The organism is Dysgonomonas sp., from assembly GCF_035323175.1.
In the GTDB taxonomy this organism is placed as follows: domain Bacteria; phylum Bacteroidota; class Bacteroidia; order Bacteroidales; family Dysgonomonadaceae; genus Dysgonomonas.
In genome coordinates this window covers 1-20,116 of sequence record NZ_DAOKYH010000010.1, presented here as the reverse complement: position 1 = coordinate 20,116, position 20,116 = coordinate 1, and the positions used below count along the sequence as shown (strand labels likewise).

19 protein-coding genes are annotated in these 20,116 nt (G+C 32.0%); 1 reads left to right on the top strand and 18 read right to left on the bottom strand.

Annotation, left to right across the window (positions count from 1 at the left end):
- Positions 1-160: 160 nt before the first annotated feature.
- The 15 genes from PKC55_RS12165 to PKC55_RS12095 form a co-directional block, all read right to left on the bottom strand.
- A complete protein-coding gene (locus PKC55_RS12165; RefSeq protein ID WP_291127390.1) occupies positions 161-859 on the bottom strand; it encodes a hypothetical protein in 699 nt (232 codons plus the stop codon).
- Complete coding sequence (locus PKC55_RS12160) at positions 856-2,757, bottom strand: hypothetical protein (RefSeq protein ID WP_291127393.1); 1,902 nt, start codon at positions 2,755-2,757, stop codon at positions 856-858. Before PKC55_RS12160 ends, PKC55_RS12165 begins: the two co-directional genes overlap by 4 nt.
- Position 2,758: 1 nt before the next feature.
- Positions 2,759-4,597, bottom strand: a complete 1,839-nt coding sequence (locus tag PKC55_RS12155) for a hypothetical protein (RefSeq protein ID WP_291127396.1) — start codon at positions 4,595-4,597, stop codon at positions 2,759-2,761.
- A gap of 13 nt (positions 4,598-4,610) precedes the next feature.
- On the bottom strand, positions 4,611-6,494 hold the full coding sequence (locus tag PKC55_RS12150) for a fibronectin type III domain-containing protein (protein ID WP_291127399.1): 1,884 nt from the start codon (positions 6,492-6,494) through the stop codon (positions 4,611-4,613).
- An 896-nt stretch (positions 6,495-7,390) separates the two neighbouring features.
- On the bottom strand, positions 7,391-8,620 hold the full coding sequence (locus PKC55_RS12145; protein WP_291127402.1) for a hypothetical protein: 1,230 nt from the start codon (positions 8,618-8,620) through the stop codon (positions 7,391-7,393).
- A 1-nt stretch (position 8,621) separates the two neighbouring features.
- Positions 8,622-10,844, bottom strand: coding sequence for an ATP-binding protein (locus PKC55_RS12140; RefSeq protein WP_291127405.1), 2,223 nt, complete (start codon positions 10,842-10,844; stop codon positions 8,622-8,624).
- Position 10,845: 1 nt separating this feature from the next.
- Complete coding sequence (locus PKC55_RS12135) at positions 10,846-12,117, bottom strand: DNA methyltransferase (RefSeq protein ID WP_291127408.1); 1,272 nt, start codon at positions 12,115-12,117, stop codon at positions 10,846-10,848.
- An 8-nt stretch (positions 12,118-12,125) separates the two neighbouring features.
- Entirely contained in the window at positions 12,126-12,332 is a 207-nt protein-coding gene (locus PKC55_RS12130) for a helix-turn-helix transcriptional regulator (protein WP_291127411.1), read from the bottom strand.
- 170 nt (positions 12,333-12,502) lie between these two features.
- Positions 12,503-13,405, bottom strand: a complete 903-nt coding sequence (locus PKC55_RS12125; RefSeq protein ID WP_291127414.1) for a DUF5712 family protein — start codon at positions 13,403-13,405, stop codon at positions 12,503-12,505.
- A gap of 11 nt (positions 13,406-13,416) precedes the next feature.
- On the bottom strand, positions 13,417-14,004 hold the full coding sequence (locus tag PKC55_RS12120; RefSeq protein WP_291127417.1) for a BfmA/BtgA family mobilization protein: 588 nt from the start codon (positions 14,002-14,004) through the stop codon (positions 13,417-13,419).
- A gap of 304 nt (positions 14,005-14,308) precedes the next feature.
- On the bottom strand, positions 14,309-14,644 hold the full coding sequence (locus PKC55_RS12115) for a helix-turn-helix domain-containing protein (RefSeq protein ID WP_291130193.1): 336 nt from the start codon (positions 14,642-14,644) through the stop codon (positions 14,309-14,311).
- 132 nt (positions 14,645-14,776) lie between these two features.
- Complete coding sequence (locus tag PKC55_RS12110; RefSeq protein ID WP_291130192.1) at positions 14,777-15,145, bottom strand: hypothetical protein; 369 nt, start codon at positions 15,143-15,145, stop codon at positions 14,777-14,779.
- Positions 15,146-15,203: 58 nt separating this feature from the next.
- Positions 15,204-15,431 carry a hypothetical protein gene (locus PKC55_RS12105; RefSeq protein ID WP_291130191.1) on the bottom strand — a complete coding sequence of 76 codons (228 nt, stop codon included), beginning with the start codon at positions 15,429-15,431 and terminating at the stop codon, positions 15,204-15,206.
- Between the two features lie 87 nt (positions 15,432-15,518).
- On the bottom strand, positions 15,519-16,049 hold the full coding sequence (locus tag PKC55_RS12100) for an NAD(P)H-dependent oxidoreductase (protein WP_291130188.1): 531 nt from the start codon (positions 16,047-16,049) through the stop codon (positions 15,519-15,521).
- Positions 16,050-16,057: 8 nt separating this feature from the next.
- The gene (locus PKC55_RS12095) at positions 16,058-16,870 is read right to left on the bottom strand and encodes an alpha/beta hydrolase (RefSeq protein WP_291130185.1); all 813 of its coding nucleotides are present in this window, start codon (positions 16,868-16,870) and stop codon (positions 16,058-16,060) included.
- Positions 16,871-16,971: 101 nt separating this feature from the next.
- Here PKC55_RS12095 and PKC55_RS12090 point away from each other — a divergent pair, with 101 nt between their 5' ends.
- Positions 16,972-17,343 carry a winged helix-turn-helix transcriptional regulator gene (locus PKC55_RS12090; protein WP_291130183.1) on the top strand — a complete coding sequence of 124 codons (372 nt, stop codon included), beginning with the start codon at positions 16,972-16,974 and terminating at the stop codon, positions 17,341-17,343.
- Positions 17,344-17,451: 108 nt separating this feature from the next.
- On the opposite strand, the gene PKC55_RS12085 is transcribed toward PKC55_RS12090, so the two are convergent.
- The 3 genes from PKC55_RS12085 to PKC55_RS12075 all read right to left on the bottom strand — a co-directional run.
- The gene (locus PKC55_RS12085) at positions 17,452-17,799 is read right to left on the bottom strand and encodes a YciI family protein (protein WP_291130180.1); all 348 of its coding nucleotides are present in this window, start codon (positions 17,797-17,799) and stop codon (positions 17,452-17,454) included.
- 70 nt (positions 17,800-17,869) lie between these two features.
- Complete coding sequence (locus tag PKC55_RS12080) at positions 17,870-18,694, bottom strand: helix-turn-helix domain-containing protein (RefSeq protein WP_324373190.1); 825 nt, start codon at positions 18,692-18,694, stop codon at positions 17,870-17,872.
- Between the two features lie 220 nt (positions 18,695-18,914).
- Positions 18,915-20,116, bottom strand: a 1,202-nt coding sequence (locus tag PKC55_RS12075; protein ID WP_324373188.1) for a phage integrase SAM-like domain-containing protein, incomplete at its 5' end; no start/stop codon positions are given.

The window sequence follows — 20,116 nt, the reverse complement described above, 5'->3', positions numbered from 1 at the left end:
AACTTCTTGTGATGACTGTACAAGGATAGAGAATGTATTTTTGTCTATAAATCTGTAGGGCTATTTAGAGCGAGGCAATCCATAAATTAGTCGATTATAATCAAGCATCAACAAGCATAGTCTCAATTCTTCGTATTACATTCTCGGATGGTAATCTATATTAAAAAGAGAAGCCAACACCACCTGTAAACCTTATTCCACTCCAATTGACCATTGCTTCCTTAGGTTTAAAATCCTCAACTTTTGCTTTACCTACAAAATCATAACCTAAGGCAACATGTAAATTAATATTTTTAGTTATGTAATATTTCGCTCCGGCTTGGAAGAGAAATGCAAAACTTGTCTTGGAATATTTATCATCGAATGAGTCTAACTCTTTATCTTGAACGACAAAAAAGCCATTATTTTTAATTTCAGAGAAATAAAGTCCTGGAGAAATCTCTCCAAAAAAAGAAAAAACAGCCTTATCATTCTTATTTCTATAAGTATAGAAATAATTTTTATAATATATTCCAAAGCGAACGCCATTTACTATAAAACGATTGGAATACTCGCCTGAATAATCCTTCAATGACAATTTTCCTCCAGTTGAACTATATCCACCTCCTTTTAGTCCGAATTCATGCATATCAAGTCTGTAACCTATATCTACAATATGGATAAGTTGATTCGTGGAAAAATTATCGACATTTTTTGCTCCGATAGTAGATGCGGGAGGTGTTTGTTGTATACCCTTCAGTAAACTTTTCATTCCATCCAAATCATGAGTGGCGTAACCTAAAGAGTAGCTTACAGTAAACTGTGCTTGAGCATATATACTACATAGTATAGTAATAATTAAGAAAATATATTTTTTCATTTTTTCAAATAATTAGTTATGTCTAGATAATAAAGATTTTTTTGATTGCCCCATCCTGATTTCAGGAATAAGTTATTAATAAGGTAGTCTGTTTCTGAATTCTTTAAAGATAAACGCTCTTTGGTTAATGTTGTGTCAAAAACAGTACAAGTTGCACCATACGTAGCTACAATATTCCCAGTATAAGGGTCAGAGCATCTATAAGAATATCTTTTCTTCTCGGATTTCGAGTTGTTTTCTATATCTACAGTATACATCTCATTACTGTATGTCCCAGGAGAATATGTTACGATCAGCTGATTAGATATTTTTTCATTAAAACAAATACTTTTAGAATCGTAACTCCCCAATCCGTAACTAGGAAACTCTTCTGTATAGAGTAGAGAAAAGACATTGTCCGAAAACTTATAAACTAGAGCTCTAATATCATTGTATAAGCACACATATTTTCCGTCTCGAGAGACAACAACATTACCCCACATATTATCTAAAGATAAAGAAGAAATTAATTTTCTTGAATTTAAATCGTATGCATAAAGCTTTGGAGATTCTTTCGAATATATAAATACAATATCATTAGTTCCAAGATAAGCATACTGATAATTCAGTGCTTCTGTAGACTCGAATTGTATCTTTTCATGATTTTTTAGGTCGTAACTGATCAAGTCAATACAATCATAATTCGGAATAAATATTGTAGACGATTTTTCAGAACAAAAACCATGGACATTCCAGTTTGTAGTCATTGTATTTGGTAAATATCGATTGTCAATCGCCTCAAGAGTATTACTATTATAAGACCATAATTCATCTTGATTTTTTATAAATAAAATATCTTTGGTTGTATCTATGAACGCAATATAATTTTCATAATCGCTGCTCCTTGTAATTAAGCTCTGGCTATGTAGTTCATCATAATGTATGGGCATATTTCGATTAACAGTATTAGCACTCATAGGCAGAACATAAAGCTCCACCCATTCTCCGGCGTAACTTATAGGAAAAATTCCAACACCATGTTTTGTTGAAAAATCAGCTAAATCTTCAATTTCAAAGTAGTTATTTGTCCCTTCGTAAATTATATCACCATAATATCCTCTGGCAAATGCATATTTAGACTTATACTCATTCTTTGGCCAGGATATTCTCCCCGAATTTATGCCCGTGTATTCAAACTTAACGGAATATTTGGGAAACTCAATAGAGGTAGTATAATTATCGACCCAAGGTTGTCGATAACTTTCTTTGAAAAAGGTTTCTATCCTGTAATGTAAGTAACCAAATACCGCCCGTGTATCAACAAAAACAGTTTGATCCGGATTTAGTATTTCTTCTATATATTCAGTACGGTCATGATAATATGTTATTCTGTATTTCTCTACCGTATACTGCTCCAATTGAGGCTTACTCCATGTTAGTTCGAAATAATCATCTTTATTTTTGTGATGAGCAATATTCTGTAAACCTAGTACGGCATCAGGAATAAAAACAATTTCATATTCAAATGTCCCAATATAATTTTCTAAACCGAGTTTTCCTGCAATACTTTCTGAACCGGAATTTACTTCGACATCAAGAGTAAGCTTTTCCACAGTTCTACTATTATAATCCTTCGGATCTAATACAATATAACCATCAGTAGATAGAAGTTCTCTACCTCCTAAAGTTAATTTTCGTTTTAATATATCCCCTTCGGGTAGATTCAGGTCATACATTAAATTTGTTTTCTGATAAATATAAATCGTTGTTCCTGAAGGCAGATCTGCAAGATTGAATGTTATTCTTTTCTCTACCGGTTTTTGGATATCAACAATATATATATCATTTTTATCGTATTCACACCCGGTGAAAACGGAAAAGATCAATAATAATATTGATATTATATTAATATTCTTCATATTATTTGATGTACGGATTTAGATCAAGGTAATAGAATTTTCCACTCTTATCTGTAGTAAGTATATTGTTAAACAACCCTAAATCCCATGTCCTACTTACGGGGGTCGAGTATATTTCTTTATTCATTTCATGATTAAGAATAACAAATGTATTATAATCTTTTATATATGCTATATTCCCGGTAAAGGGATCTTCAGTTATAAATCTTCCGACAATATAGGATGTTCTGTTTTTAGTCAAAGCATTCATCCTATAAAATTGTTCTTTTTCTATTACATAAAGCTCCTCATCGTCAATTTTACTAAAAATACATTCTTGAAAGTTTATAGGATAAGTAGATATTGAATTTATATTGAACATTTCTATATTATTAAAACCGAATATTTGAATGTAGTTATCTTCTGATACACAAAGATAAGTGCCATCTTTTGACATAGATCTTTTCGCATAGTTACGAAGGACATCCGGACCTTCACGATAGATTAATCGGTTGTTTGTAAGATTGTATACATTAGTCCAATGTCCATTAGGATCAACATATCCAAAAACTAATATTCCATCTTTTCTGGCATGCAAAACTGTAAATTTACTCAATGCTGTCTTCTCCCAGTTTATATAAGATTGAATCTTAAGATTTCTGTCATATATATTAATCTTGTAGTCACTTGCAATATAAAACAATTTTTCATGAAATTCGGAATAATACATATATTGGCTCCACCAATCCCAATCATAAGGTCTATCAATAACTCTATTTGGAATCGCATCCATTGTTGACAGATCAAGTGCCAAAAGCTTATATTGATCTCTTATATACAATTCTTTATGTTTTATGTCATACGCTATTCCTCCTGAGACATAAACATCCTTAACTCTGTTAGATTGTAACACTTGGCTAGAATAGGGTGTTGAAGAAAGATTTCCGGTGTGGTCAACCGGATAGATATGTAATTTTATGTCTTTGTATATAGGAAATTTATAAGTGTGGCTTATTTCTACTTCTGTGTTTCCTTTGCAATCAATTATGGTTCCATCTTCTAGCTCCAATGCATAGTAACAATTATAAATATGTTTATCCCACCACACTTTCATTTTATCAAGCCCTATTGGTTCAGAATCTAAGCTTTCTGAGGGATATTCGATCTGAACTGTATGATAGTCCCATAGTTTTTCTATTCTATCATCCTCAAAATATGTAAAGATCAAATAATCCTGTTTGCCTAATACGTGCGATTTGTCAACAAAAAAAGGATTCTCCGTGTCAGTTATAGTAGTTAACAACTTTTGTTCATACCCATTGTAGCTATAGACTTCGTATTTGTTTACTCTCAGTTGTTTCAAATCGAGAGGTTTCCAACTGATTTTCAGATTTCCATCTTGAGTAATACTGTTTTCAAACTTTAAGGATAAATCAGCATTATGAATAAATCTGATTTTGTACTTAAATGACCCTAGATATTTTTCTAAACCTAGATTCTCTGCTATACTATTTGTCCCTGTCTTTAACTCTACATCTATAGTTAAACTTAATTCATCTACTCCTCTGTAATCGAATGGATCGAAATAAAGGATTCCATCTTCTGGTAAATATAAGTTTTTATCTCCTAATTTGACTTCATACTTAAGAAAAGCCTTACCTTTGAAATCAGCATTGTATGAGATCTTCGTCTTTCGGTAAATATATAGAGTTTCTCCATTTTCTAAACCATCCAAATTTATATCTATTGATATCTCTTCTGGCGGAGTAATATCCTCCTGATAAATCTCATCCTTGTCATATTCACAGCCAAAAAAGAGTACAATCACAAATAGAGTTAAGAAAGTGCTATATTTATTCATATTTTAAGAATTTCTATAAGGGTAAATCTAAACGATATGCCAGCACATCATTGAAAAATAACCTGTTATTGAAGAATGAATTATTACCAGATGTATAATAGTTAAATGGAACTCTAATTAATTTTTGAGATAATGTTTTATCGTATATATTTAAAAGAAAATTTTGATTATAATGCTCGTCCATACAAGCGATGTTGCCGGTAATAGGATCTTGATATAAAAATTTACCTTTTATTGAATTTTTATTGGTAAGTGACTCAACATCAAAAATTGCAGTTTCGATATCTCCTCCTAAGATCAACTCTTTCGGGTTAGAATAGTTAAACTGACAAGTTAAGTATCTATATTCGGTATTTGTATAAGAGTATATTTGTACAGCTTTGTTGTTCTCTATTTCATAGATAATGAGATGTGCTTTATAATAATCGCATAAATATTTTCCGTCAGGAGATACGGTAAACTGAGATTCTCTATTTTGTAATACTTGTCTAAAGATTTCATTTCCTGTTTTACTGTTCAATACTATACAAGATCTTTCGTAGTTAGTATCCCCCAGCCAAAATAGATCACTATAAAAAAGAGTATAGTTATCACATAAAAATAATGGAGTAGCGTTTCGAGTTACATTTTCTATCCGCAACGGATTCGTGAAGTTATTATTCTCATATATAAATAGATCTGAAGTGCTTATTGGCATCGGGAGAGTCCATTTATAAATTGCAACTTGCGAGGTTTTGTCTGACACAGAAATATTAAAGAAATCAGCACCGTCCAACTCACGAAGGAAAAGATTATTCTTCTTTGTGGAATTAGAAATTGAAAACACATTTAACTCTCCATTGTTGAGATTATAATATTCATTTTTTGCAATATTCCAAGCATGAGGAATCGCTGAATATTCTCCTATATTATACCAATAAGAATCGCAATCAATAAATATACCTTTATCATATTCACTATATGGCATATCAAAGGGTAGTATGTAAAGCTTGAAGCGATTTCCATCAGAAGGAAACCGGAAACGCTGCATCTTGACTTTCCGTTGCTTCTGTTCACATTCTGTTTTCGTTCCATCTGCATCGATAATCAAATATTTGCACTTGTACCCTGTATCTGCCCACGATACATTCATGAATTCACTGTCTAGGTATTCATAGGTGAATTTAGGGTTACTTTTAAATCCATAATATTCCGGACTAAAGTAATCAGACTTTAGAGACTCGTAATTCACATCCTTGTTTTTATAATAGGTCAGTAATTCATAGGTCTTATAGCCCCAGATATAATTTTTGTCAATAAAACTAGTCTGCTTGGGGTCTGTTATTTCATGTTTTACTTGTTGTTTTGTAATGTCGTCCGTATAAATTAGTTCATATTTTACAAGATCTGCATTGTCAAATACAGGCGTATCCCAATTCAACTGTAAATATCCTTCTTCTGATTTACTGCCACGTAGATTAGTCTTAAAATTCTCTTCAAGTTTCACAAATTTTATATTGTATTCATACCTTCCCACATATTTTTCATATCCCAAAATATCAGCCATACTTCCTGTATGTGTTTTAAGTTGTACGTCAAATGTTAATTTTCTTACCGAGTTATCTGCTAAAGGATACAGGTAAATACTATTTTCATGAATCTCTGCAGAACCATCAAAAGATATCTTAAAATCAAGTATATCTTTACCTTTGGAATCTATCGTGTATGTCAGCTTGGTATACTCATATATATAGATTGTATTATTGGGAAGAACATGTGATAATTCAATATCTAGCTCTACTGAATCTTTAGGAGGTGTTAATTCTTTTATATAAACTATATCTTTATCATATTCGCAAGAATATAAGAAAACTACAAGAAAGGTCAATAAATAAAATATAGTGTTATTGTTTTTCATAGGAATAGTTAGTTATTTTATTCGGGCATAAATGTAGTATTTATTTCAATATATTAATATAATTTAAGTTTTTATTTTTTAATTTTTCACCACATCGCTCTACTTCTAAATTATTCATCTTTTCTCAATTTTCCTGTGTATTTCTTTAGCGAATATTCTCAAAGGAGAAGACACCCTTAAATCAGTAAATAGAATATTATTTATATCGAATAACTATCTAAAAGTATGACTGTTAGTAATTATTTTTGAGAAATTGTAATTAATATTGGATTAGGCTACCCCCTCTTAAATTAATCTTTATTTATAATCTTAGTAATAATAGGAGTTACTAAACTCATCATCAAACTGCCTCATAGATCCCATTAAAGCTTTTAGAAGCCAATTCAGAGGGGTAAGAAAAAAAGCTTTTTGTTATTCAGATTGGCTAAAATGTATATATAAAATATTAAACTCTCACTTTTTTGACCTTGTAAATATCACACCACAAAAATCAATGAATTTGTAAATACAATTCTTAGTAATAATAGAAGAAATAGAGCAAAAATAAAAAAGCCTTTCATTTCTGAAAGGCTTTTTTAGTTAGTGATCCCGCTGGGACGGGCCCTATATCTTTAACTCGGCTATACAAGCCAGTTTGCATGATGTCTAAAAAGTAGTCCTTGAGTCAGGCTACGATTGTATTTCACTATTTTTCAGCTTACTTCACAACTTCTTGTGGCGGTATTTACAAAGATAGAATATAGTTTTCTTTTTCGAAAATATAGAAGACGTTATTGACGTTCTTAGATAGTAATCTATATATTCTAATATGACATCAAATTTATACGATGAAAAACATTTAATAATTACGCCCTGTTACATTTTCACAACAACTGAAATCAAGATATCAAAGTCTCTTATTTCAAATTATAAAGCCGTAAACTAAGAGGGATCGCTGGTACACCTACTCTACCAAGCTGCGCTAAATATCGCTGTCTAAGTTGATATATGTATGGCGAATTTAATTTAAAACTTGATCGCTTCTCTAAAAACTCTTCTTTTGATTTTATTTTGAGGCACTTGTTAAAATCAATATAGGCCAATAGATTAAACTCATCTTCATTAAAAGGGAAAGATGGTAGTATATGTCTACTCTGTACTCCATTGTTGAAAACATTGAGTTTCCCCTGATTATTTGAATCTTTTTCAATGTTTTTTCTATGGTCTTTTATATAGCCTTGTTGATTTTTGATACTTTCTGATTTAGAAAAGATTATAAACTCTAATGAGTCGTCTTTCTTGCCATTCACATCACATTCCGGTGTAAATAAAATACCATATTCATCTTCATCAAATCTAAAAATATCTCCTGTCATAAGGGATGCTGTTGAGGATATCTTTGTATAATAAATTCTATTGTATAGCTTTGCGATGGAGAGTTCACTACTTACATTTCCCGTATTAGGTGACTCCCCATATTCCGTTAAGCTTTTTGATAAAATCTCATTTTGAATAATCGATTCATTTAGTAAATTATGAAATACATTTATTACTTCGATATTAGGTTCAGCTCCATCCCCTTCTGCTGTATGATATATTTCTCTAACCCAGTTCGGATCTGCTTTTTCCAATTCCGTAAAAATAACTTGAGCTGATTGATTTATAGCTTGACTCCAAATGAAGGGCACTTCTAAGTGTGTATTATCTTCTTGAAACTTAGTAATGCCTGTCACAATCTTGCTATATTCAACCTCTGTTTCATTAGTTGCATTCTTTGTCTCAAAAAATATTTTATTGGGATATAAAGCATTCAATTCATCCTTTATATTCTGAGGCATTAGATCTTGAGAATATATGTAGATTAAAGAATATAATTTATTCTTTCTCAAAAAATCTAATGGAGTCTCATCTTCCACTTTCACACCATCTAAATCATCAAACCCATCTTCAATAATTCTTTTAAAATTCCAATCTAAAATTAGAGCTTTATAGGTGGATATAGAAGAAACTGTTCTTTCTAAGACCGCGAGATTATTTATTGGTAATATGGAAAAACTACCATCTGAATTAAATTTACGAAATAGCTTGTTCTCAAGTCTATCAGAATCAAATACATTGTCATCTGCAAATAAGATAATACCCTCCATATTATTGTTCTTGGTTAAATTTAATGATAAAGTTTGCCCCAGAAAGAAGTTTACGATCTTCATCTTGAATAATTGAAATTTCCCCATTAATTCTGAGAAGAATTTCTTTAACGATATAAAGTCCCAACCCACGTCCATCTGATTTTAGTGAAAAAAATTCATTATATATAAGAGGTACGGTATCTTCACGTATACCTGGTCCATTATCAGCTATAATAAGAGTATCGTTTCTCGAGTTTATTTTGATAGTTATCTCCTTTGGAGAGGTTTCATTCTTATTCACCCAATAAATTGCATTATCTAGCAAATTGATTAGTATCTGTAGGATTAGTCCTGTATTAGTTTTTACTATGATATCACCATCATTTTGTATTGAAACATTAATCTTTCCTTCTATATCTCTTCTAAAATACCTTACTACCTTATTAGCTATCTCATGAATACTAATATCTTTTATTGCTTTACGTTGATTTTTAAATAGAGGCTGAATTACTTGCATTTCATCATAAACAAAATTCAAATTCTCATCCAATTCATCAAGCAATGCTAAAATATCGTTATTTGTACAATCTTTTTTTTCTATCTTTTTTTTAAAGTCCTTAACATTAACTCTCATTTTAGCTAACAATGTTAGAGAATCGTGTGAAGATCTTTCTACAGCCATTCCAAGACCCGCTAGATCTTCAACAGTTTCCATACGCTCTCTCATTATATCAGTATGATTATGAACAGCAGCAAGAAACTTATTTGCTTTTTCTAATACATCTCTATTATCTACATTTTTAAGGCTAGATTTAAGTGAATTGAATGAATTTAATACTAAATTATTAGAGTCTTTGTAAGTCTGATTTTTACTTATTTCTAGTTTGTTTTCATCAATTTTCTTTTCTGTATTTAGTATTTGAGTGGTTTCTGTTAACAATCGCTTAAAATCTTCAAAAGCACCATCAACATCCATAATACCTTGCCTATTGGTTGAATCTTTTAATCTGGTATTATTTTCTTGAGTTATATAGACAAAGCCGATCAAATCGTTATAGCTAATAAAATCACCAGCTTTAACTGTTGATCTTAATTTATCCAGCTCTAGCCAGTCGTAACCCTTTTCTCCATAAGGATACACACGAACGCCATCTCTTAATAAATAAACAAAATTCTGCTTAATGAATTGATCTATTTCAGTTGTAATAATAGTCTTATCTCTTTTTTTAAGATTAAATGCGTAGAATGTAAATTTGAAACTACCACAATTCGGTAATCTTCCGAATTTAATAAACCAATCTTCTATTGTTTTAGTTGGATATTGAAATTGCGATAAATCTTCTTTATTTAAAAGATTAATACTTCTTTGGAAATTTCTTTTGGGAGATACCGAATTATACTCAAAATATAATGTGCCGTCGTTAGAAACTTCACCGATCATTGAATATTGAGCTCTTTCTACGACATCTTTAAAAGTCGTAGCTTCACTAGAAGTATATAATTCATTATCCAAAAATAATTCTATCGTGAAATCTTGTACAAAATTGACCCCCAATTTTATTGCATTCTCATCTACGGGGGGGATAAGACGCAAAATTGATTTATACAAATCCTCAAAGTCTTTTGAAGTCCACCTTTCTCTAAGATTCTGAATTCTAATTAGAGTGCCCTTTTCTTTTTTAATTTCTATAGCAGGATCATTCACATACCATGTATTGTGAACATCATTTAGTAATTTATAGTTAGAAGTAGGTTGATTGAATAAATCGATATCTTCTGGATTATACTCAGTAAAATCCATTTCTAGCCGAACCTCCTCTCCTCCAGATGTTTTAGTGTATAGGTCTATTCTTTCACCCAACTTGTGTATAGCAAATCGACCAACACCTTTCTCTCCTTGAATAATTCGACCTTTTTCTGTGTGATTCTCTTTCCTTTTTTTCTTATCTAATTTATTAGGAGTAGCAGGTCTAAGCCATATTTTTTGGATGGTTTCTAGAGTCATTCCATCTCCGTCATCTTCTATTTCAATATATGGCAACTCATTCTCATCTATATACTTTTTGCCATAATTTTTCATATTAAAAAAGCGAACCTTAACATTGTCTGCATCTGCATCATAACTATTCTTCACAACTTCAATTACAGCCACTTTTTTATCTGTAATAAGTTGATCTCCGAGAATATTCATCAGACGAGCATATGGCTGAAATGGTTGACTGTCTTTTTTTATAACTGCCATACTATACTTTCTTTGCTATTAATATGTACTCCTCGGGATAAACAAGCTTACTATTTTCATTTTCTAGTTTGGAAAATTTTCCAGTAACTTCATCTCTTATTGTAGGTATTAATTTATTAGGAATACTTCTTTTAATTACTTCAATAATTTCAAATCCTAACGAAATAAGTAAATCAGAAATTACCTCAGCAGACTTTATTTTTACGTTTTTGAATGTTGTATTACCTATTACAAGACATGCATGTCCTCCTTTCTTTAGTATTCTCTGCATTTCTCGTCCAACATCATACATGTCTTTAAAGTAATTTGCCACCTCTTTTGCTGTCCGAGGATCTTTCTCTAATAACTGATTGACAATCAGCTGCCCTAAATGCGATTTGCATTCTATATTCTGATTTAAAGAATAGAATGTACCAATAAAATCTCTTCTAAAATTCGCTAAGTTCTCTATATATTCATACCAATAACCTGTTAATTGGTGAATATCTGCATATTCATACGAAGTTACATATGGCGGTGATGTTATAATAGCTGCAACCGAATTAGAGTGTATTGATGTTTTTCTAGCATCTTCTAATCTAATATCACATCGAATGTTTAAAAAGTTATTATCTAGCAATTGTGAATAAAAGTCTGAATTTTTTTTCAGCATTTGCTTTGAGTGTAATTGAAATGCATCGAATGGGTCGGAGGGTTTCTTCTTAGGGTCAATCTGAGGCTTAGTACTTGATTGTAGCCATTTTGAACAATTCTTTAAAATATGAGAGAGAGAAACTAAAAAAAACTCCTGTTCTTTTCTGTTCTTTATTTGAAGAATTTTTTTATATAAAAATGCTATTTTTGCTTTGTTTTCAGGAAAAAACCAATAATCTATTTTTTCATGAATAGATAGATGTATATAGTCTGTCGGCCTATATTGATCTAATTCCTTTATTATTGCATTATACCTTTTTAGTAATCTTTCTGGATTTATTGGATTTATTTTAGCTTTTGTTATTAACTCTGCTACAGGATTAATATCAACACCAACGGATTTTCGTCCATGTATTTTTGCTTCGACAAGGGTAGTTCCACATCCTGCAAACATATCTGCAACTAAATCCTCTTTTAGGGTATATTCTTCTATCAACTTTTTCACTAAATTAGGTAGAAATTTAGCAGGATATCTATGGTATCCATGTGTCCATTGTTCTGTAGAACGTGCATTCTTAAAACACCAATCAGGATTAACAGGTATATTATCAAAGATTATATTTTGTGAGAGTTGTTCCATCCTATTATTTATTTTGTTGAATTTATGAGCTCTTTAACATCAATATTAAATAACTTTGCTATTTCAATAAATGTTTCTATTGATGGCTGACGCTCATTCGTGCACCATCTGGAGATAGTAGTTTCATTTTTGCTTAACATTTCGGCAAGCCATTTATTCGTCTTTTCTTGTTCTGCTAAAACAATCTTCAATCTATTAATTGCTTTTTTATTCATAGAAATTAGCGTTTGTTGCAAATATATCGACTATAAATCAATAAATATCATATTATAGATAAAATAATTTTAATTAGATAAATATTTGATTCTATTCCTCTGCCATCAATAACGTTTAGTTATCATAAGAATAGTCCCCGTAAATAACTTTGACCCATTAGATTGATAAGCTACCACCTCAGTCCCTTATTCTTTTTTTTCTTTATTTCCTTCTGTTTTTTTAATTCCTGCACATCTTCCTCATGTACTCCGGGGGAGAAAATACCCAACACCGGAGACAATCCTAAATGAGGGTTATCGTTCGATTGGGTTATATCTACCGATGGGCTAATATTCATATCTGCACCTAAACCCATTTGACCATTTGTATTTTTTCTTTCACTCACCATTTGCCTGTCCTGCATCTTGATTTGATCGGTTATATTTCCGTTCTTCATGGTGTTGTGATATTCGAAAGTTTCGGATAGTTGCCTGCTGTAGCCGAATAGCTTATCAAATCCTTGTTCCACTTTTTGGAATAGGTTGGAGCGGTCGAAACCACCCTTAATCGTTCCTTTCTTAGTGTTGCGATGGTTAGTCAATGGCGAGAGTTTGATCTTATTACTTTGGTCTTTTCTGCTGACAACAATATGACAATGCATATTATTTTCGTTGTTTTCCGATCTATCCCTATCAAAATGTATCTTTCCATAGAATTTGATATCTTCTGCTGACAATCCTTTATTGAAGTTTTTGACATATTCAGGAATAAACACTTCTCGAATATAGCTTCTCATAGCTTCTGATTGTTCTTGCTCTGTACTTCCCATTACTTGTAGCTCTGTTGCTGATGGACTTATATGGATAACATAGAACTTAGCATCTGTCTTCATTAGTTGTCCTATATTCTTATCTATATCTTTTATGACTTGTGATTTATATAAATTTTCTTCTGTGAGATTGAAAAAGCCTTCGGTATAAACACCTTTCTCTATTCGCTCCAAATCTTCATGCTCGAGGTAATTACCTAGCCGTCTACAACTGCCTGCATTGTTATATACTCCTTTCGATGGCGGTGGAAAATCTATATTCATTTTTTACTGAATTATTGATCATTAATAAGGTTGGCAATCTCTGCCTTCAGATTCTCTTTCCGTTTTCCATCCATCAGTCCGACTGTGGCTAGTTCTGAATACAGAGTGATTAATTGCAGTAGTTTCTTATTATCCTTCTGTTGTGTCTTATAGATTGCAGATAGCTGCTTCGCCTGATTGTTAATCGCATCTGCATGCCCTGTAAACTTCTCACTCAATATCTTTAGCAGATTACTCTGTCCTTCCTGATTCGCTTTGAGATGAGAGAGAATAATATCTTCCATTGACTTGACAATACTGTCAAATCTTGTGGCAATCAAATTACTTGTGCGTATCATGGGGTTAAGTTGTTCTTCTTCATAGTGTCGGATAAAACGAATAATATCATCCTGCCGTTTGTTGATCTTCCTTAGTTCTGCTTTTGTCGATTCGGGAGCTTCACTCGGATCGATATTTGCTTTATCTAAATACTGAAAAGCCAATTTTGTAATTTCTCCTTTTTTCAGTGAATAGCGTTTACAGAGTTTTTCTATAATTCTATCTGTTTCCCTATCTATTGCTATAGTAGTAAATATGGTTTTTCTATTCTGTTTTTCCATTGTTATAACTATTTTATAGTTATCCATATATCTAACTTGCTTAAACAGAATCGTCTATCAATTCCAGTTATAACAAGTGTTATAATAGTGCTTTTTAATAAAGCACTAAAGCCGAAGGCTTTGCCCCGAAGGGCAAGAGGAGAACAGGACGATAGTCCAGTTCCCTCTTGCTCAATTTAGCTAAACAATCCGAAGCGGTTGAGCGAGGGTGTTTCTGCTAAATGCGGAGCCTTTAGGGAGGGTGATGCACTAAACACAACCCTTACCCTTTTGCACTATTCTGCTCAGATAAGTAAATGCAGAATCATTTCAAGGTTTTACCATCTTCTATGCCTTTGTTGAACATCACAACTTCATTTTTTGAAGCATAGGATTGGATAAACTCTTTTACATCAGCCATACGATAAAAGGTTTTTCGCCTGACTAGAAAATAGCGGAGTTGACCACTATCCCGATAACGTTGAAGAGTTCGATAACTCACTTTGAGAAGAAAAGCTAAATCTTGATTGTCAAGTAATTTATCATCATTGGTAAATGCTTCTCCTGTTGCTATTACTGCTTTCAAATCACTGCCTATAGTTGTGAGCTTTTTGTTGAGTTTCTCCATCCATGATAGGAAGTCTTCATTATCTAAATACATAATTCTTTGTTTTTGAAATTAATAATTGATTAATTCCAATCGATTGGTAAGGCAAAGAACAGCAGAACGAAGCAAATAAAATAGGGAAGTTCCGATATACTCCCCTAAAGAATAATCGCAACATATACAGAATCAGCGATCTATAAACGCATTATTTTTAATCTTTTGTTCTTCTCTGCTCCTTTTCTCATGAATCAGTAAATTTCGTAGATAGTCTAGAGCTTTGGTTAGGTTGAAAGGTTTGCGTTTGAATACCTCATGAATCTTCCTGTCAAAATCTTTAAACTCAAAATTGAAGATAGTTTCTAAGGCTTCCTTTATGGACTTTAAAGAAGCAGTCTTTCCCTGCTCGTTTATAAATTCTCCAGATAATTTAAGATAGAGAGCTATTTCTGCTAAACCAATAATCCCTAAGCCTTTTGACTTAGGGATAAAATAGATTCTTGGTTTTTCAGATTGAAGTATATTGAATAGTGATCTCTGCGGTTGCCTAACTTCCAATTTTAAAAGCTCTATTTCAGCATCAAGGAGTAAAATCGTTTTTTGTAAATATTGATTTTTAAGGGCATTTTTCCCCCTGCTCGTATAAAGGCTGAATTTGCAATGATTGGAGCTCTATACGAGTCAGACTCAACATCCGATAAATTGTAGTATAAGTTTTATCGGGTTGATTTACAGATTTTAATTGTTCTACAAATTTGACATAGGCATTTTGATATTTATCAGTTAGCTCTAATGAAGTTGCATTTAATAAAATACACAATTCTGATTGTAAAAGATTATTCATTCGCATAAATTTTAGTTTGTTAATAAATTGGATTCTTATGTTGGAAATCCTCTTATGCAGAATAATTTTAATCCTTCATTTTTGTTATTAGATACTCTCTATAAAAGAGACATATTCCTGAGCACTTTTCTCTATTCTTTCTTTCGTCGCATGGTGTTCAGCACCATAAAAAGCAAAAAGGGGTTTATAATCTGCCCGTATATAGTTGAACGTAATCTCAAAAGGAGCAGTTAATACATCTAAAGAGTATTTATACCGTCCATCAGTTTTATAATCTACTTTATCAATTCCAGCAGTTATAGCTAAGGCAACTCTCTTTCCTGCCATCTTATATTCACTATTTCTCCCATATGCCCATCCATGAGTCAAAACTTCGTCTAGCCATTTTTTGAAAAAAGGTGGACAATTAAACCAATAGAAAGGAAATTGAAATATTATTTTATCGTGTTGCTCTATCAATTGTTGCTCTGCTTCAACATCTATTTTTTCATCTCTATATAATTGATGTATGTCATGTAAGACATAATCTTGCGGATATTTTTCGAGTTCTTCAATCCATCTTTTATTTATAATTGATTGCTTCAAATTCGGATGAATAATAATTATCAATGTTTTCATTTTATATCTTATTTTAAATGTTGTTGAAAATAAACGAAATGATACTCAATAGAGGAATGCCAATAATCAGTGTTATGATTGCCGGGCTGACTAATGAATGTTGCCGGAATATCTTCTTTCTTGATATAATCTTTTAATTTGGCAGAACTCTGATAGAGTATATCTTCTGTTCCACAATCAAAGATGAAAGGTTTTCTGAAGTCGTATTTTTCCATGAGGGCTATAATACTATAGTCTGCCCAATCAGTTCTATTGCCAATTATCTTTTCCAAATCATCCGTCATTCTGGTACTATTCCAGAAGTCTAAGCTAACTTTTTTGAAAAGCGAATAATCTATATCTATTGCACCACTTGTTGAACCTGCTGTATTAAAATATTGTGGATGAAGAATAAAATATCGCAATGCTCCATATCCACCCATACTTAGTCCTGTAATGAAGACATTCTTTTCATCAACATTGAACTGCTCATGAATCTTTGGTACAAGGTCATTGAAGAAAAAGCTTTCATATCCCAGATCCGTATTGTAAGGGCTGTCTATATAATATGAGGTAAAGCCTTCGGGACATACAAGAATCATATTATATTTATTAGCAATACTCTGGCAATCAATAGTCATACTCCATTGCGTGTAATCTGCCGAATAACCATGAAGTAAATACACTAAGGGATATTTTTGTTGTGCATCATAACCATTCGGCTTAAAGATTAATGTAGGAACTTCATTTTTGTAATAAATCGATTTTATTGTCAATTTATCTTGTGAAAACACTGATAAATACAGGCTTAATATTAGGCCAAACACGGCTCTTCTTTTCATAACAGATACATATTTTATTTATACTATAACAAAAGTATATACTATACATCATTATTTGTATATTTACGACTAATTGTATGGTACTAACATTTTTGTAAGTAATGGGTAAAATAAAGGAAACATCAACTAATTTTGAGAATAAAACTATTCTATCAGAGGAATGTAATCAAATCTATGCTGCAAGTTTGATTGGAGGTCAATGGACTCTTATAATCTGCTGTCAATTAGCTTATGGTAAAATGCGTTTTGGTGAATTAAAAAAGAGTATTCCTAATATTACAGAACGAATGCTGACTTTACAACTACGCAAAATGGAAGAAAATGGACTTGTTATACGAACTGTCTATGCAGAAGTACCTCCCCGAGTCGAATATGAACTCACATCTATTGGAAAAGAACTTATTCCAATTTTGGAACTGCTTGGACAGTGGGGTGATAGACATAAAGAATATATTAGAAATAGAGAAAGATAATAAATTTAGGGTCTTTGCTTGTTTTAAACCTTTGTTGATCTTCTCTCCCCTTAATCAAAGAGGAGGGGTATCATAGACATGACACCCCTATAATCTTTTATCTCAAGATTAATCGTTTCCTTTTATGAATTTGGCAATTTCTCGAACTTCCACACTGCCTCCAATTTTGAAAATAGGATTAGCTTTAGCTATTTCTACAGCCTCGTCAATCGTTTCGGTGTTTATGACCACATATCCTGTTACGATCTCCTTTCCTTCTGAGTAAGGACAGTCTGTAACACTTTCATCAGAATGGATTGTCTTTGCACCTGCGGGAGATAAGGTATTCCCTTTATCTGATACTTTATTCTGTTTCATTAGATTGCTGAACCACTCGGTTCTTTCCTTCACTTGTTCGGGAGATGGTTTTATCTCAGAATCTTTATCTAACCTGAATATCAATAGAAAATCTTTCATATCATATATTTTATTAATATTAAAAACTAATACAAATATAAAGGTGTCAATATGAAATGTATCAGGACTTTTAGGGTTGTTTTCGGTACTTTTTTATAAAAAAGCTAGGTGAAAAACCTGTCTTTTTCTTGAAAATTCGCGCGAAATATGAAGAATCTTCGAATCCGATCTGAAAAGTAATTTCATTTATATTGTGATCGGAGTATATCAATAAGCGTTTAGCTTCTGTTATCTTAAGATTAAGTAAATATTGCTTGGCTGAGATTCCTAGTATCTTTTTACATGTTTCATTTAATTTTTCTTCTCGAACATTTAGTCTATCTGCGTAATAGGCTATTGTATATAATTTCGAATAGTCAGATAAGATCAAACCTTTCAGTTGCTCTATTAATGCATTATTTTGATGTGTTTTTATCTGTTTCTTTTGTGCTATTCGGGATAATAAGCGGGAATAATATAAGAGTCCTGCTTTTACATTTTCCTCTGAGGCATCATCCTTATATAACAGTTCCTTATTAACGTTTTCAAGGATAGACAAATGAGGGGATACATCAATGTCATCAATATCAATATAGGGAAAACTATAGCTCAAATTTATATCCAATCCAGCTAGTTGATCGATAAAAATAATATATCCCTGAGCATCATCATAGAAACTCCAATTATGGATTTGTTTTGGAGCAACGTAGAATACCCTTTGCGGTTTTATTATATATTCTTCCGAGTCAATAACGTAGAATCCGCTTCCATGAGTAAACCAAACAAAAGAAAAGAAAGAGTGACTATGAGGCCATTCTATTCCTACATCTTCTTCTGATTCAAAATGCCTTATGAAAAATGATTTTGATGAGGCATCATCAGGTAAAACTTCCGCCATGGAGTATTCTTTTATCATATCTCAAATGTAATTAAAAATGACATGTCTCTATTAATTGAATATTATTTTTTCATTTCAACTGATAAACACTCTAATTAAAAAGAGAATAATAAAAGCAAGGTTTTGATAAATAATACTCTTTCGTAGAAAGGAAGATTATTTATTCAAACTCGGAGAGCTTGACCTTGATTAAATTATTCTCTTATAATACATTCGTGTTCAGATGAAAGAAAAGAAACTACAATGAAAATTTCTTTTCTACCTCTTGAATATCTCTCATAATAGAACTATCCAACACTTTTGCATAATGCTGGGTCGTGCGGACATTCGAATGCCCGAGTATCTTAGCTACATTTTCCAATGATACTTTATTGGCTAAAAATACAATTGTTGCCGCTGTATGTCGGGCTACGTGCGTGCTAAGCTTCTTTGTAATTCCGCACGAATCAGCAATTTCCTTCAAATAAGAATTCATACGTTGATTAGTAGGTACAGGAAACAATACATTCTTTTCAATACAGTCAGGATGGTTTGCATATTTATCTATAAGCATCTTTGCTGCTGTTATCAAAGGAATGTTACACATGTTATTTGTTTTCTGTCTATTCTTGCGAATCCACAATGAGCCGTTATTATCCTTTACCAAATGTTCAGACTTTAGTTGCTCAATATCCGAAAATGCCAAGCCCGTGAAACATTGGAAGAGAAAAATATCTTTGACCGTGCTAAGTCTTTCAATAGAAAAATCCTTCTGAATAATAGAGTTCAATTCCTCTTGTGTCAGGAACTCGATATTGGTTTCCTCAAACTTGAATCGGTAAGTCATAAAAGGGTCTTTCTGAATCCAATCATTAGCATAAGCGATACGCATAATCTTCTTTACCTGTTTCAATCGAGTAATAGCTGTATTTTGTGCGCAATTCTTCTCAGTCTTTAGAAAGGTATCAAATTTTTGAATGAAGGGCAGATCAATATCCTTTAGATTAATATCGGACTTCTTATACTCTTTCTTTAAGAACTCTTTCAAATATCTTACTGTACCCTCAAAGCGAATAATTGTCTTTTGAGCATACCCTTTACCTTGCAGTTGTTTGATCTCTTTATTATGCTCCTCGAAAACGTCAAGTAAGGTTTTGTGCTTTTCTTCAACACCACAAAAGCGGTTACAAATTTCTTTTGCGGATATTTCGAGATTGTCGGCTTCGAGTTGCCTGTGGATATTCTGGATTTTAGCCCTGACCGTATCAATATACATATTGATCTCAGTTGATAGCTTGTCTTTGGTTTTTAGCTTTCCTTTGGTCTGATCCCAATTCTCTACTAATGCACTTCTTCGGACAAACATTTCACGGAATCGCTTATCTACAGTGATTCTCATTGCAATAGGGGCTTCTCCGTTTGCTTTGATTTTATTCTTTTTGAGAAAGAATAAAACATGGA

Bases quoted from the DNA above. Each gene is read 5' to 3' on its own strand.
- PKC55_RS12165 (WP_291127390.1), bottom strand. From the start codon at position 859: ATGAAAAAATATATTTTCTTAATTATTACTATACTATGTAGTATATAT.
- PKC55_RS12160 (WP_291127393.1), bottom strand. From the start codon at position 2,757: ATGAAGAATATTAATATAATATCAATATTATTATTGATCTTTTCCGTT.
- PKC55_RS12155 (WP_291127396.1), bottom strand. From the start codon at position 4,597: ATGAATAAATATAGCACTTTCTTAACTCTATTTGTGATTGTACTCTTT.
- PKC55_RS12150 (WP_291127399.1), bottom strand. From the start codon at position 6,494: ATGAAAAACAATAACACTATATTTTATTTATTGACCTTTCTTGTAGTT.
- PKC55_RS12145 (WP_291127402.1), bottom strand. From the start codon at position 8,620: ATGGAGGGTATTATCTTATTTGCAGATGACAATGTATTTGATTCTGAT.
- PKC55_RS12140 (WP_291127405.1), bottom strand. From the start codon at position 10,844: ATGGCAGTTATAAAAAAAGACAGTCAACCATTTCAGCCATATGCTCGT.
- PKC55_RS12135 (WP_291127408.1), bottom strand. From the start codon at position 12,117: ATGGAACAACTCTCACAAAATATAATCTTTGATAATATACCTGTTAAT.
- PKC55_RS12130 (WP_291127411.1), bottom strand. From the start codon at position 12,332: ATGAATAAAAAAGCAATTAATAGATTGAAGATTGTTTTAGCAGAACAA.
- PKC55_RS12125 (WP_291127414.1), bottom strand. From the start codon at position 13,405: ATGAATATAGATTTTCCACCGCCATCGAAAGGAGTATATAACAATGCA.
- PKC55_RS12120 (WP_291127417.1), bottom strand. From the start codon at position 14,004: ATGGAAAAACAGAATAGAAAAACCATATTTACTACTATAGCAATAGAT.
- PKC55_RS12115 (WP_291130193.1), bottom strand. From the start codon at position 14,644: ATGTATTTAGATAATGAAGACTTCCTATCATGGATGGAGAAACTCAAC.
- PKC55_RS12105 (WP_291130191.1), bottom strand. From the start codon at position 15,431: ATGAATAATCTTTTACAATCAGAATTGTGTATTTTATTAAATGCAACT.
- PKC55_RS12100 (WP_291130188.1), bottom strand. From the start codon at position 16,049: ATGAAAACATTGATAATTATTATTCATCCGAATTTGAAGCAATCAATT.
- PKC55_RS12095 (WP_291130185.1), bottom strand. From the start codon at position 16,870: ATGAAAAGAAGAGCCGTGTTTGGCCTAATATTAAGCCTGTATTTATCA.
- PKC55_RS12090 (WP_291130183.1), top strand. From the start codon at position 16,972: ATGGGTAAAATAAAGGAAACATCAACTAATTTTGAGAATAAAACTATT.
- PKC55_RS12085 (WP_291130180.1), bottom strand. From the start codon at position 17,799: ATGAAAGATTTTCTATTGATATTCAGGTTAGATAAAGATTCTGAGATA.
- PKC55_RS12080 (WP_324373190.1), bottom strand. From the start codon at position 18,694: ATGATAAAAGAATACTCCATGGCGGAAGTTTTACCTGATGATGCCTCA.